A 14,393-nucleotide genomic window follows, 5' to 3' on the forward strand; every position below is an offset into this window, starting at 1 on the left:
AACCCCCCTGCGCGAAAGGAAGGAGAGTAGAAATTTATTTTCAACCCCCCTGCGCGAAAGGAAGGAGAGTAGAAAATTATTTTCAACTACCCTACGATTATTTTCAACTCATCTGCAAGTGTTAAAAACAAATCAAAAACCAACACAGAACAGTTTTCAGCAATAATTTGCTTCTCAACTCCAAACTCTAAACTCTAAACTTTACTCCTATGCCAAAAGACACCCGCATTCCCACAAAAGCAACCGAGTTTGCTCCTTACATGGACAACACCGATGACCTTCAACTGGCAGCCAACCCCACCGCTCCGCCTCCGCAGAACTTTCAGAAGTTCGGCTGGACGGCAGCCGAAAGCGCACAGTGGACCGCCTTCCGCAAGCAGAGCGATAAACTCTTTCAGGAGTTGAGCGACAAGAAAAAAAGCAGCACGGATATAAAAGACCAGATGAAAATTCTCATTAAGAATGTGAAAGCATACGACCACGATAAATTAAACGGGCATAAATTGCTTGACAAGGTGGCGCTGGGCGGCACCACCAGTGATTGCGAAACCTTTCGCGTGAAGCGCAGCACCGCGCTGGCAAAATCACCTGCCAAAACTGCGGGCGACCCGGGCACGCTCATTCCCGTTCTCTTTTTGCGCAGAATGAAAGTGGGCGAACACTTACTGACCACCAAAGACCCCGACAAGAAAAAAACCGAAGCCATTCCGCACGGAATGAAGTTCTGCAAAGTATATCGCTTCATTGGCACGGCAGCCCCCACCAGCATCAAGCAGTATGAATTTATTGTGAACGCCAAGCGCGGACTTGCCCTCAGCAAATTTTCCGACCTTGGTCTTGACCCCAACCTGAAACTATGGGCGTGGTATATTGCCCGCTACGAAAGTTCCACCGGCAAATTAGGCGACCCTTCTTCCGCTCTTAAAGTGGATGTGAGTTTGCAGGATGAAACAAGTGCGCCTTCGGCTTGACGGGTAACGAATGAACGAATCTTGTTACGGACAGGACTTACGCAAAAGTTTAGTGAGTATTGTCATTTCGACCAGAGGGAGAAATCTCCTATGTTTGGCACAAAGGAGATTCCTCGCTTCGCTCGGAATGACACCGTTTTGCGTAAGTCCTATATAGGTAACATCATGCAAAACAACCTTCGTTACCAGTTAATGAAAGTTCGCTTTCTTTTCTTCCTTCTCCTGCTCCACCCGCTTCTTGCGCAGGGCTTCAAACTCGGCAGTGGGAATGATATCGAGTTTGCGGTCAACTAAAGTGAACACGCAGGTGTAGGTTTCGCCCACCACCTGGTGTTCGTCCCATTCCAACTGGCTTTTATATAAAAGCAGCGTGGCAATATCGGTGGGGGTAATTAATTCAGATGCGCCCTGGAGATGTTTATGCATAGTGGTTTTGCTGGCATCGTAACTTTTTCCGCGGTAATGGGTGGAAATGAAAAGGCACTCACCATGCAGGGCGGTTTTTTCCAGCAGTTGTTTTTCCTTTTTGTCGAAGAGCAAAAGGTAATCGCCTCCTATGGGCACCACGTCTTCTTTGCCGGTAATGGAATATACATATACTTTCATTTCCTTGCCCGCCTCCATCACCACCGCTTTGAGTTGTGTGCCTGCATAGAGTTTGAAAAATGAAGTGTCGGAATTTATTTCATCGTATGCCATTTTGCGGAAGTCCATCAGCAGTTTTTCCTGCGCGGTGGGCTCGCGCTCTTCATCCTGAATATCGGCATTCTTGCGCGACACAAAAATTTTGGGGTAGCGAACGGTTTTCACTATCACGCGCAGGTCGTTGAATTTCTTCGGCATTGAATCAGCCACTTCGCCTGTATCTTCGGCAGAGCGGAATGTTTTGGCTTTGTATTCGGCAGAAGCGGTATCTGTTTCGCGCCAGAAAATTGTTTTGAGCGTATCCTTATCTTTATAGGATAAATATCCTTTCACATACGAAACGGGATATTCGTTTTCATAGTATATATCGTTCGAAGTCCAGTTGGCGAGAATGAGCGTGTAAAGCGCCAGCCCTTCCGCAAGAATTTCTTTTTTCTCTTTCTCCAACTTGCGCTGCGCGAAAGAAGGGGTGGTGCAATAAGTAAGAAGCGAGAGGTAAGAGGTAATAAGACAGAGATTTCGTGAATTGTATACCATCGGTAGTCGGGGATTCGAAAATCATGATTATCCCTACTAAATACTAATCTGTACTAATGTACTAATTGTTGCCCGTCTTGATTGGTACATTGGTATGAATTAGTATTTAGTAGGATTGAACATGAATTATTTTTTCCCTTTTCCCGCAGCAAGGTCATCGTTAATGGACGTGAGCGTGAGTGAATGAAAAGCCGCGCGCACATTGCGCAAGCCAAATCCTATTCTGCCGGCAGCGGACGGAATGTTTTTACTCTCGTAAGCGAGAAACCATGAATACGTTGTTCCTATAAAAACAGCATTGCCGCTTAACTTCACCACCAACTGCGCGGTGGCGCCAAAAACTTCTTCGGTTAGTTTTTTCTCTTTCAGAACTTTTTCTTTTCCGTTGTCGTATTCCACAAGGAGTAATTTAGTTGACTCTTTCTCAAAACGCAGCGCGAGTTTGCGCGCGCCTTCGCTGCGCAGAAAAATTTCAAACGCGGCATTGTCTTTTCCTTTATCGAGTGAAACAATCAGGTTCATGGAAAAATCTTTGAGTTTATATTTGGTGAACTCCATGCATTGCTCGTCTGCTGTTTCTTCCGTTACGGCAAAAGAGCCGTCCACCATATAGAGCGGGGAAATAACTTCCTCGCCCGGTGTTCCCTCTTTAATTTTATATTGCTCCCACCAGTTCGATTTCAAATCAAAGTTGTCGGAAAACCAGAACGACACGAGCGAAGAAGAATCGGCAGCCGCTGGCGCGGAAATGCTTTTTGTTTTTGTAACTATTAAACTATCGAACACGGGCGCGCTCTCCACCGAATAAAATCCCACCCTGCCCTTTGGCGAATAGGCGGCATTCACATTGAATAAATTCTTTCCGTTCATGGCGCACGAAATAATATTTCCGAACACCGATGCGGAAAGTTCATACCACTTGCCGGTTTCAATGGTTTCATCTAATTTCTTTTCGTAAAGAATGAACCACCCGAACGGTTCGTTGGAATGATATGCCAGTTGCGCTTTGTTGGTTTCCTTGTGAATGCGCAGCAGGTAAAATCCATCCTCCGTTTCGCGGAAAATAATTCCCGCGCGGCTGTCGGCATCTTTGTCGCCTCCCTCGTTGGTGATTTTTACCCGCGCGCGCACGGTATAATTTTCCCATTCCTTTTCTCCCAGGTAAATGGCATGAAGCGTGGTGTTGTTTTCATACTGGTTAAGTTTTCCTTCTTCGAGATACCACGTGCGCTTCGTGTCCCCGCCCGTGTTTTGCTCCCACGTTTCAAACTTTTTTGCATCGTTAAAATTTTCTTTCAGCAGAATTTCTTCGTGCTGAATGTTTGCGGAAGAAGATTTTTTTTCTTCGGAGAAAATGTTTCGCGCAGGCACGGTGAGTGTGCGTTCCGCAAGCAGCGCAACGGTGTCATCGTAATTCTCTCCGTTGAAACATACTTGCTTCAAACAGGGAGTGAATCCTTTTTTCATCACAGCCATTGTGTACAAGCCGCTGGGCTGGTAATCATCTTTGAAACCGTTCTTGGTTAAAAGTTGATTGCTTCCTATGAAGACCTCCGCATCTTCGGGAAGGGTTTTAATTTTCAGATGCGTTTGCATGCCGAAAGAAAATTTTTCGGAAACGGTTTTTGCCAGCGCGCTGAGAAAATGCGCGGCAACTGCAAAATTCATTTTCGCACCGGGCATCATGCTTTGCACAATGCCAATCGCTTTTCCGTTTTCGTTCACGAGCGGCCCCCCGCTGTTGCCGTGATTGATTACCGCATCCACCTGCACCGATTTTAATTCATTGCGGTCATCGTGCCGCAGAGCCGACACCGCACCGTTGTTCACCGATATTTCAGGACCGCGCTGCAGCACCGTAAATTCTTTTCCCAGCGGAAAACCAAACACCCACACCGGCTGAAGTTCAGCGGGCTCTTTGGTTTCAATGTCAAGAAAAGGAAACTTTGTGGAATCGGAAACGGCAAGAAGGGCAAGGTCGTTTTCTTTATCAATGGCAATCACCGATGCGGTGTACGTTTTATAATCGGAAGTGCCGCTGTTGCGAATCACTTTCAGGCGCGTGATTCTGGTAGGGTACGTGGTGCTGTAATCACTCAGCGAGGACTGGATGACATGGTAATTGGTGGCAATCCATCCTTTGTCATTGATGAAAAAACCGCTGCCCGATGAACTGAACTCGTCATTGGTGAGCACAAAATTATGTTTCACTTCAATGAATACGGTGGCTTTTTTCACCTGAGCGAGCGAAGCGGAAGAAAGCGTTTGAGAAAATAACGGTGAAGAAACAAAGAGCAATAGGTAAGCAAAATTTTTCATCGTTTATTAGACATTATTCAGATTAGATATTTATAGAGGTTTGTCATTTCGAACCCTGCTTTGAGGGTGAGAAATCTCCCCCTGAATGAGGAGATTTCTCCCTTCGGTCGAAATGACAACATACACATAGTTTCTTATTTTGAATAATTTCCGTCTACCCTTCCAAGCGTGGAACCGGATTTATCGTAAACATAATTGCCGTCAATCCTTCCGAGCGTGCTTCCCGATTTATCGTAAATATAATTTCCATCTACGCGCCCGAGTGTTGAACCCGATTTATCGTACACATAATTCCCGTCAAACCTGCCGAGCGTAGAGCCGGATTTATCATAGACATAATTGCCATCAATTCTTCCGAGCGTGCTCCCCGATTTATCAAAGAGATATTGTCCGAAAATGTTTGATGTACAAAATAACAGAGCAACAGAGCAAACGAAGGAGATTATTTTTTTCATTTGATTAGATTTTAAACCAAAGGTATCAATTATAATTCCAACTTCATCTGGTTTTTCCCCGCTTTGCCTTTTCCTTTTTTTTGCTTTGGCGTTTTGGCTTTCTTCTCTTTCGATTTTTTATCTTTCGGAACAAATTCCTTCACGCTTTCCTTTCCCTTCGGCACAATTTCAAATTCCACAGCCCCCCTGCCCCCCGAAGGGGGGTGCAATGCAGAATCACCTGTGTTCCCCCCTTCGGGGGAGTTGGAGGGGGCTATCACAACATCCTTCACTTTATAATCCGTCAGTTTATTTCCTTTCGCCTTCACACCTTTCACATCAATGAACTCAACAAGATTTACTTTTTTATTTCTCGGCTGAACACCGTCTGATTTTCCGAAAGTGATTTCCGCTATGGGATTTGCATCATTCGATGCTGCTTCAATGGATGAACCATCTGCTTCGGAAATGATAAGAGATTTTTTTCCGGATTCAAGCAGGAAGCGTTTTACATAATAGCGTTTGTCTTCCGCATCATAATGAACTACAGAAACAGGATTGCTCGGCTTGAATTTACTGATGAGAATAATTCCTTCATCAAAATGTTCGCTCAAATCAAATGTGTGCAGTTCAACAAATCCTTTTTTGGTAACCGTGAGAATTTGGTCATCGCCTGAAAATTCTCCGAGATATTTTCCATGTTCATCTCTGTTCAAACGATTCACTGTTTCATCAAACCAGAATTTAATTGCGGCAAGAGTTGCTTTTCCTTTTTCTTCGTGCACAATTTTCTTCACAGGATTTCTTGTGAGAATATTTCCAACGGAATCCCTTCCCTTGATATCAAGTTCTCCAAAGTTAAATTCAAATTCCAGTTTCTTCAAATGTTTTTTCTCTTTGTGAACCACCGTCACCACTTCGGCTTCTCCGTTCGGATTCACGCTCAGGTAATGAACTTTTGAACTTTCATTTCCGCGCGTGAGCACATATTCTTTTTCCCTCACAACGCCTTTAATCTGGAAACGCTTCACATACACATTTCCTTTCAGCCCATCGCGGTAAATCATGTGATACACCGTGCGGTCGTCTTCCTTATTATATACACCGATATACTGAATGTCTTTTCCGAAATATGCCTTGTCAGAAATTTTCAGAACACGCATCGTTCCATCGCCCGCAAATGCAATTATATCATCAATGTCGGAACAGTTGCAGACAAATTCTTCGCTGCGCATTCCGTAGCCGGCAAAACCTTCTTCGCGGTTCACATAAAGTTTTACATTGTTCGCAGCAACACTCGCAGCTTTAATTGTCTCGAACGATTTGATTTCAGTTTTTCTTTCTTTTCCTTTTCCGTATTTCTCTTTCAGATTTTTGAACCAGTTGATTGCATAATCGGTGAGCGTAGAAAGATTGCGTTTCACTTCTCCAATTTTCTTTTCCAGTTCTTTTATTTCTTCATCCGCTTTCTTGCTGTCGAATTTAGAGATGCGTTTGATTTTTATTTCGGTGAGTTGAGCAATATCCTCTCTCGTAACCGCGCGGATAAATTTTTTCGTGTAGGGCTTCAATCCTTTTTCAATCGTAGTCAGGACTTCTTCCCAGGTTTCCGCATCTTCAATGTTGCGGTAAATTCTTTTTTCAATAAATATTTTTTCCAGCGAAGAAAAATGCAGTTGCTCCAGCAATTCCTGTTTCAGATGTTCGAGTTCAAGGCGGAGAATTTCTTTTGTTCGCTCCGTGGAGATTTTCAGAATCTCGCTCACGCCAAGAAATTTCGGTTTCTCATTTTCAATAATGCAGGAGTTGGGAGAAATGGAAACTTCGCAATCCGTAAATGCGTAAAGCGCATCCATCGTAACATCGGGCGAAACACCTGCCGAAAGATGAATATGGATTTCTACATTCTCCGAAGTATTGTCCTCTACCTTTTTAATTTTTATTTTTCCTTTATCGTTCGCAGAAATAATTGATTCAATCAGGGAAGTAGTAGTTGTGCCGAAAGGAATTTCAGAAACCAAAAGTGTTTTCTTGTCTAATTGAGAAATCTTCGCGCGCACGCGGATTTTTCCTCCGCGCACTCCATCGTTATAATCGGAAGTATCAATCATTCCCCCCGTGATAAAATCAGGATAAATCTTTTTATTTCTTCCCTGCAGAATGGACATGCTCGCGTCAATCAGTTCAATAAAATTATGAGGAAGAATTTTACAGGCAAGTCCCACCGCGATTCCTTCCACACCGTGCGCAAGCAAAAGCGGAAATTTCGCGGGAAGAAAAATCGGTTCTTTGTTTCGCCCGTCATAACTCAACTGCCAGGGAGTAATCTTTGGCGCGAACAAAACATCGAGCGCAAATTTTGAAAGCCGCGCTTCAATGTATCGCGGAGCAGCGGCTCCATCTCCTGTAAGAATATTTCCCCAGTTTCCCTGCGTGTCAATCAGCAAATCTTTTTGTCCCAACTGCACCAAGGCATCGCCAATGCTCGCGTCACCATGCGGGTGATATTTCATCGTGTGCCCGATGAGATTTGCTACCTTATTATAGCGCCCGTCCTCCAGTTCCCACATCGCGTGCATCAACCTGCGCTGAACGGGCTTCAATCCATCTTCCACATACGGCACCGCGCGCTCCAGAATCACATACGAAGCATAATCCAAAAACCAGTTCTGATACATTCCGTCAACGTGAGTAACGTTTGCCATTTTTTCTTCCGGCTCTCCGTCAGTTGGCGGAGGAGAAATTTTTTCTTTTCCTCCTTTGGAAGAACTTGCAGGAAGATTTTTTTTCTTCGAAGGTTTTTCCTCCTTAGATTTTTTCTTTGCCATAATTTCTTATGCAGTTGTTAATTCCTGTTCCAGATTTTTTTCCACTCTCAGATTATCAATAATAAATTCCTGCCTCTCCTGCGTATTTTTTCCCATATAATAGGAAAGCAGTTTTTCAATCGGAGATTCTTTTCCCACAATCACCGGTTCAAGGCGCATATCTTTCCCGATAAAGTTTTTGAATTCATCCGGAGAAATTTCACCAAGCCCTTTGAAGCGTGTGATTTCAGGTTTCGGTCCGAGTTTAGTTACAGCACTCACTCTTTCTTTGTCACTGTAACAATAAATCGTTTCCATTTTATTTCTCACGCGGAACAAAGGCGTTTGTAAAATATATAAGTGCCCGTTCTTCACTAAGTCGGGAAAGAATTGCAAAAAGAAAGTAATCAGCAAAAGCCGGATATGCATTCCATCCACATCGGCATCGGTGGCAAGAACGACCTGATTGTATCGAAGATTTTCTAAACTCTCTTCAATGTTCAGCGCGTTCTGTAAAAGATTGAACTCTTCATTCTCATATACAATTTTCTTCGAAAGTCCGTACGAGTTCAGAGGTTTTCCTTTCAGGTTGAAAACTCCCTGCACATTTACATCGCGCACTTTTGTAATCGAACCGCTCGCGGAATCTCCTTCGCAAATAAATAAAGTTGTTTCCAATCTCCGTTCGTTGTCCTGGTCACCGAGGTGAACTCTGCAATCGCGAAGCTTTCGGTTATGCAATGCCGCTTTACGCGCGCGCTCCTTGGCTATTTTCTGAATGCCCGCCATTTCCTTGCGTTCTTTTTCCGAAGTGATAATTTTTTGCAGAAGCAATTCAGCCGTTTCAGAATTCTTGTGAAGGAAATTATCCAGTTCGCGTTTCAAAAAATCATAGACAAATGTTTTCACGCTCGGACCTTTCGGTCCCATATCCTGCGAACCGAGTTTTGTTTTCGTCTGCGATTCAAAAACCGGCTCCTGCACTTTCACGCTCACAGCAGCCACAATTGAGTTGCGGATATCCGCCACATCAAATTCTTTTTTATAAAACTCGCGAATCGTTTTCACCACCGCCTCGCGGAAAGCAATAAGGTGAGTTCCGCCTTGAGTGGTGTGCGCTCCATTCACAAATGAATAATATTCTTCGCCATACTTCGTATCGTAATGCGTAAGCGCCACTTCAATGTCGTGATTCTTCAGGTGAATGATGGGGTAAGAAATTTTTCCGTTGATTTCTGTCTGTAGTAAATCGTGCAAACCTTTTTCAGAAACTATTTTCTGTCCGTTATAATTTATTACGAGTCCGGGATTCAAATACGCGTAGTTCCACAGCATCCGCTCCACGTGCTCGTTGATGAAATGAAAATTCGGAAACATTTTTTCATCAGGCGTAAACACAATCGTGGTTCCATCGGAATCATTGCTTGAAACAATTTTCGCATCTTTCTCCACCGCTCCGCGCGTGAACTCAATCAATTTTATTTTCCCCTCGCGAACAGATTGCACTTTGAAATAACTCGACAGCGCATTCACTGCTTTCGTTCCCACACCGTTCAGCCCCACAGATTTTTTGAACGCTTCGGAGTCATACTTCGCACCCGTATTTATTTTCGCCACGCAGTCCATCACCTTGCCGAGTGGAATTCCGCGCCCGTAATCGCGCACTGTCACCATTTTATTTTTTATGCTCACATCAATTTTTTTTCCGAAGCCCATTGCGAATTCATCCACCGCGTTGTCAATGCTCTCCTTCAGCAGAATATAAATTCCGTCATCCATCGAAGAGCCGTCTCCAAGTTTTCCGATGTACATTCCCGGGCGAAACCGGATGTGGTCTTTCCAGTCGAGCGACTTAATGCTCGCTTCCGTGTATTTTGGGTCTGTTGCCATATTAAGTTAATCGTTAATCGTTAATCGTTATTTGTTATTCGTTCGTCATACATTGAAGCGAAAGTGCATCACATCCCCATCTCCAACTACATATTCTTTTCCTTCCTGCGCTAATTTTCCTTTATCGCGGCAAGCAGATTCAGAACCCAGCGTAACAAAATCATTATACTTTATTACTTCCGCGCGAATAAATCCTTTTTCAAAATCGGTATGAATCACTCCTGCGGCTTGAGGTGCTGTCATTCCTTTTGTGATTGTCCATGCTTTAACTTCTTTTGGTCCGGCAGTAAAATAAGTTTTCAGTTTCAAAAGTTTATATGCCGCTTTAATTAATTTATTCACGCCTGCTTCTTCCAATCCCAAATCAGCAAGAAAAGTTTTCCTGTCTTCATAACTTTCGAGTTGCGCAATCTCTGCTTCCTGCTGTGCATCTATTAAAACCACTTCTGCATTTTCTTCCTTTGCAATTTTTCTTACCTGCTCCACTCTTGCTCCCTCTCCTTCGGAGAGGGTTGGGGTGAGGCGGACATTACATAAATACAAAACAGGTTTTGCAGTAAGAAGCATTAAATCGGCAACATGAACTTTATCTTCTTCCTTCATCTGCACTGCGCGCGCGGATTTTCCCGCTTCCAGATGTTCCTTATATATAGATAAAACTTCAAATGCTTTCTTTGCGTCTTTATCAACTCCGGCTTTCGCAGTATTTCGTACGCGCGAAAGTTTTTTATCCACGCTGTCCAGATCTTTCAACTGAAGTTCCATATCAATAACTTCTTTGTCGCGCACCGGATTCACAGAACCATCCACATGCACAACATTCGGGTCGTCAAAACAGCGAAGCACGTGAATGAGCGCATCACACTCGCGGATGTTCGCGAGGAATTGATTTCCCAATCCTTCGCCTTTGCTCGCGCCTTTCACCAATCCCGCGATGTCAACTATCTCCACAGCTGTCGGAACAATTCTTTCCGGCTTTACCAGTTCAGCAAGTTTGTTTAAGCGTTCATCGGGAACTGTAATCACTCCCACATTCGGTTCAATCGTGCAGAACGGAAAATTTGCCGCCTGCGCTTTCGCATTTGTTAAACAATTAAACAAAGTTGACTTGCCTACATTGGGCAAACCAACTATTCCGCATTTCAATGCCATAGAGAAACAAATTTAGTTTTCATTATTCTTATTAAGTTAGGAAATAAAATTGGAAATCCACAGACTTATTAACAGAGGAAAAGTGTCAAGCACGAAGTACAAAGTACAAAGACGACAACCGATGAGTTTTGTTTTTGAATTTCATTGTACTTGATACTTGCTACTTTGTACTTGCAGTTATCAACATAAAATCTGTTTTTCAACATTAAATTTTTCTAACTTTATTTACTTTATTTTCACGCGCGATTATGACAACAACCACTCTTTCTCCTTCTGAAAAAACTAAAACCCCCACTGTGAATATTGATGAACTAAAAAAAATCTGCTCGCAGGTGCGAAGAGATATTGTGCGAATGGTTCACGCCTGCCAGTCCGGACATCCGGGCGGTTCGCTTGGCTGCACTGAATATTTTGTTTCGCTCTACTTTCAAATTCTGAAACATAATCCGAAAAATTTTCAGATGGATGGAATCGGGGAAGATGTTTTCTTTTTATCGAACGGGCATATTTCTCCTGTGTGGTATTCTGTTCTCGCGCGCTCGGGATATTTTCCTGTGAAAGAACTTTCCACGTTCAGAAAAATAAATTCCCGTTTACAAGGACATCCGACAACACACGAAGGACTGCCGGGAGTTCGTGTTGCATCCGGTTCACTCGGGCAGGGAATGTCAGTCGCCTGCGGTGCCGCGCTTGCAAAAAAATTGAACGGAGATAAAAATTTTGTTTACTCGCTTCACGGTGACGGAGAAATTCAGGAAGGACAAATTTGGGAAGCGGCAATGTTTGCTTCCGCGCGCAAGATTGACAATTTAATTTCTACTATAGATTGGAACGGTCAGCAGATTGATGGGCCTGTAGATAAAATAATGCCGCTCGGTGATTTAAAAGCAAAGTGGCTCGCATTCGGCTGGGAAGTTTTACAGATGAATGGAAACAATATTGAAGAGGTGCTCAGCGTTATGGCAGAAGCAAAATCACGAACAGGAAAAGGAAAGCCGATTATGATTCTGATGAAAACAGAAATGGGACACGGAGTGGATTTTATGGTTGGCTCACATAAATGGCACGGCATTGCACCCAACGATGAACAACTCGCAAAAGCCCTCGCTCAACTTCCTCAAACACTCGGGGATTATTGATATGATTCAAAAGTCAAAAGTTTTATTTCTTTTTTTCATTTTTAATTTTTCATTTTTAATTTTCAATTCCGCTTTTGCGCAACCATCTCCGCAAAAAACAAGAATCCTTTTTGTGTTCGATGATTCTTTCAGCATGTTCGGTGATTGGCAGAGTGATAAAAAAATTGTAGTTGCAAAAAAACTCATGTCAGAATTTCTTGATAGTTTGATGAAAAATAATTCTTCCGATATAGAAATTGCGTTACGTGTTTATGGACATCAAACTTCTCTTTGGCCCGGACCGGTTAATTGTGAGGATACAAAACTTGAAGTTCCGTTTGCAACCACTCCTGTTTCAGCGCCAAAAATGAAAAAGGTGATTAATGCACTTATTCCTACAGGGACAACTCCGATTGCCTTTTCGCTCGGTAAAGCAGCGTATGATTTTCCGCCCGATAAAAATTCACGAAACATTATTATTCTCATCACCGATGGAATTGAAGAATGCAATGGCGACCCTTGCGCGGTTTCTCTTGAACTTCAGAAAAAAGGCGTCATCATAAAACCGTTTGTTATCGGCATCGGGCTTGATTTGAATTTTGCTGATGCGTTTAAATGCATCGGAAAATTTTATGACGCTTCTTCCGAGGCAGGTTTTAAAAATATTTTAAATGTCGTGGTGGCTCAGGCGATGAACAACACGACAGCAGAAGTTGATTTGCTTGATATAAATAAAAAACCAACCGAGACAGATGTTGCCGTAACTTTTTACGATGAGTTTTCCGGAGCCATACGTTATAACTTCATGCACACGTTAAATATTCTGGGAAACCCCGACACAATTTTTATTGACCCGATTGGAACTTATAAAATGGTGGTGCATACCATTCCTGAAGTGCAGAAAAAGGGAATTAAAATTACTCCGGGAAAACACAATAAAATTTTCATTGATGCCCCACAAGGATATTTATCCTTGAAAGTCGGCGATAATGTGAGCAGTTATGGAAAACTTGAATGCATAGTGCGAAAGAACGGAGAAATGCAAACGCTGCATGTTCAGAATTTTAATTCCTATGAAAAATATCTTATCGGAAAATATGATTTGGAAATTTTATCTCTTCCGAGAATTAAATTCAGCAATGTGGAAATTAATCAGAGCAAAACAACAACCATTGAAATTCCACAGGCGGGAACTGCATCTATTTATAAACCGGGACCTGGTCCATCCAGCATTTATCTCGAAGAAAAAAACGAACTCAAATGGGTTTGCAATCTAAACACAAATGCCATGCAGGAATCGCTGGTGCTTCAGCCGGGGAAATACAGAATTATTTATCGCCCGAATTCTGCTAAAGAAACTTTTTATTCGATAGAGAAAAAATTCAGTGTCGAATCAAATGCAGGTGTTCAGATAAAACTTTATTAAAAAATCAGTATGAAAAAATATTCTTACACAGAAAAAAAAGATACACGTTCCGGATTCGGAGCAGGATTATTGGAACTCGGAAGAAAAAATAAAAACGTTGTCGGGTTGTGTGCGGACTTAACCGGCTCACTGAAAATGGATGCTTTCGAAAAAGAATTTCAGGATAGGTTTTTTCAGTGCGGAGTTGCCGAAGCAAACATGATGGGTACAGCAGCCGGATTGACCATCGGAGGAAAAATTCCTTTCACAGGAACGTTCGCCAACTTTTCAACCGGAAGAGTGTATGACCAGATTCGCCAGTCGATTACGTACTCGGGAAAGAATGTGAAGATATGCGCATCGCACGCGGGACTCACGCTTGGAGAAGACGGAGCCACGCATCAGATATTGGAAGATGTTGGAATGATGAAAATGCTTCCGCACATGACGGTGATAGTGCCTTGCGATTATAACCAGACCAAAGCAGCAACGCTCGCGCTGGAAACTCATCACGGTCCGGCTTATTTGAGATTCGGCAGACCGGCAGTTCCGAATTTTACGGAAGCAAATGAAAAGTTTGAAATTGGTAAAGCACAACTACTGAATGAAGGAAAAGATGTTTCCATTTTTGCAAACGGACATTTGGTTTGGAAAGCGATTCAGGCATGCGAGATATTGGAAGCAAAAGGAATTTCCTGCGAGTTGATAAATATTCACACCGTGAAACCGCTGGATGAAAAAGCAATTCTCGCCTCTGTAAGAAAAACAAAATGCGTTGTTACTGCCGAAGAACATCAACTCAACGGAGGATTGGGCGACAGCATTGCGCACGTGCTTTCAAAAAAATTTCCTGCGCCTATTGAAATGGTTGGCGTGAACGATACATTTGGAGAAAGCGGCAAGCCCGAAGAACTCATGACCAAATATGGAATAGACACTCCGAATATTGTGGAGGCAGTTGAGAAAGTTTTAAAGAGATAGGACTTTCGCAAGATTAGTGAAAATGAGTTAGTGGTGTTCTGAGTTGTTGCACAAGGAACTGTTTAAACAATCCTGTTTTTACTTGATAGAGCGTTTGATTCGTTTGATAACCGATCGTAGCCAAAGACATCCAA

10 protein-coding genes are annotated in these 14,393 nt (G+C 43.0%); 4 read left to right on the plus strand and 6 right to left on the minus strand.

Annotation, left to right across the window (positions count from 1 at the left end):
* The first annotated feature begins 209 nt into the window (after nt 1–209).
* Nucleotides 210–971, plus strand: coding sequence for a hypothetical protein (locus HY063_09995; protein ID MBI3502116.1), 762 nt, complete (start codon nt 210–212; stop codon nt 969–971).
* Nucleotides 972–1,160: 189 nt separating this feature from the next.
* Here the strand turns inward: HY063_09995 and HY063_10000 are convergent, their stop codons facing one another.
* From HY063_10000 to ychF, 6 genes are all read right to left on the minus strand, one after another.
* On the minus strand, nt 1,161–2,153 hold the full coding sequence (locus HY063_10000) for a hypothetical protein (protein ID MBI3502117.1): 993 nt from the start codon (nt 2,151–2,153) through the stop codon (nt 1,161–1,163).
* A 126-nt stretch (nt 2,154–2,279) separates the two neighbouring features.
* Nucleotides 2,280–4,472 carry a trypsin-like peptidase domain-containing protein gene (locus HY063_10005; protein MBI3502118.1) on the minus strand — a complete coding sequence of 731 codons (2,193 nt, stop codon included), beginning with the start codon at nt 4,470–4,472 and terminating at the stop codon, nt 2,280–2,282.
* A 134-nt stretch (nt 4,473–4,606) separates the two neighbouring features.
* Nucleotides 4,607–4,927 (minus strand): hypothetical protein, encoded by a 321-nt coding sequence (locus HY063_10010; protein ID MBI3502119.1) that lies wholly within the window; start codon nt 4,925–4,927, stop codon nt 4,607–4,609.
* A 29-nt stretch (nt 4,928–4,956) separates the two neighbouring features.
* Nucleotides 4,957–7,611 (minus strand): DNA gyrase/topoisomerase IV subunit A, encoded by a 2,655-nt coding sequence (locus HY063_10015; protein ID MBI3502120.1) that lies wholly within the window; start codon nt 7,609–7,611, stop codon nt 4,957–4,959.
* A 129-nt stretch (nt 7,612–7,740) separates the two neighbouring features.
* Nucleotides 7,741–9,603, minus strand: a complete 1,863-nt coding sequence (locus HY063_10020; GenBank protein MBI3502121.1) for a type IIA DNA topoisomerase subunit B — start codon at nt 9,601–9,603, stop codon at nt 7,741–7,743.
* 45 nt (nt 9,604–9,648) lie between these two features.
* Complete coding sequence (gene ychF, locus HY063_10025) at nt 9,649–10,755, minus strand: redox-regulated ATPase YchF (GenBank protein ID MBI3502122.1); 1,107 nt, start codon at nt 10,753–10,755, stop codon at nt 9,649–9,651.
* Nucleotides 10,756–11,003: 248 nt separating this feature from the next.
* On the opposite strand from ychF, the gene HY063_10030 reads away from it, so the two are divergent.
* The 3 genes from HY063_10030 to HY063_10040 are packed head-to-tail and all read left to right on the plus strand — an operon-like array spanning nt 11,004 to nt 14,259.
* Complete coding sequence (locus HY063_10030) at nt 11,004–11,894, plus strand: transketolase (GenBank protein MBI3502123.1); 891 nt, start codon at nt 11,004–11,006, stop codon at nt 11,892–11,894.
* Between the two features lies 1 nt (nt 11,895).
* Entirely contained in the window at nt 11,896–13,299 is a 1,404-nt protein-coding gene (locus HY063_10035; GenBank protein ID MBI3502124.1) for a VWA domain-containing protein, read from the plus strand.
* A gap of 9 nt (nt 13,300–13,308) precedes the next feature.
* Nucleotides 13,309–14,259 (plus strand): transketolase family protein, encoded by a 951-nt coding sequence (locus HY063_10040; GenBank protein MBI3502125.1) that lies wholly within the window; start codon nt 13,309–13,311, stop codon nt 14,257–14,259.
* Nucleotides 14,260–14,393 lie beyond the last annotated feature (134 nt).

It is taken from the genome of Bacteroidota bacterium, from assembly GCA_016195025.1.
GTDB lineage: Bacteria > Bacteroidota > Bacteroidia > Palsa-948 > Palsa-948 > Palsa-948.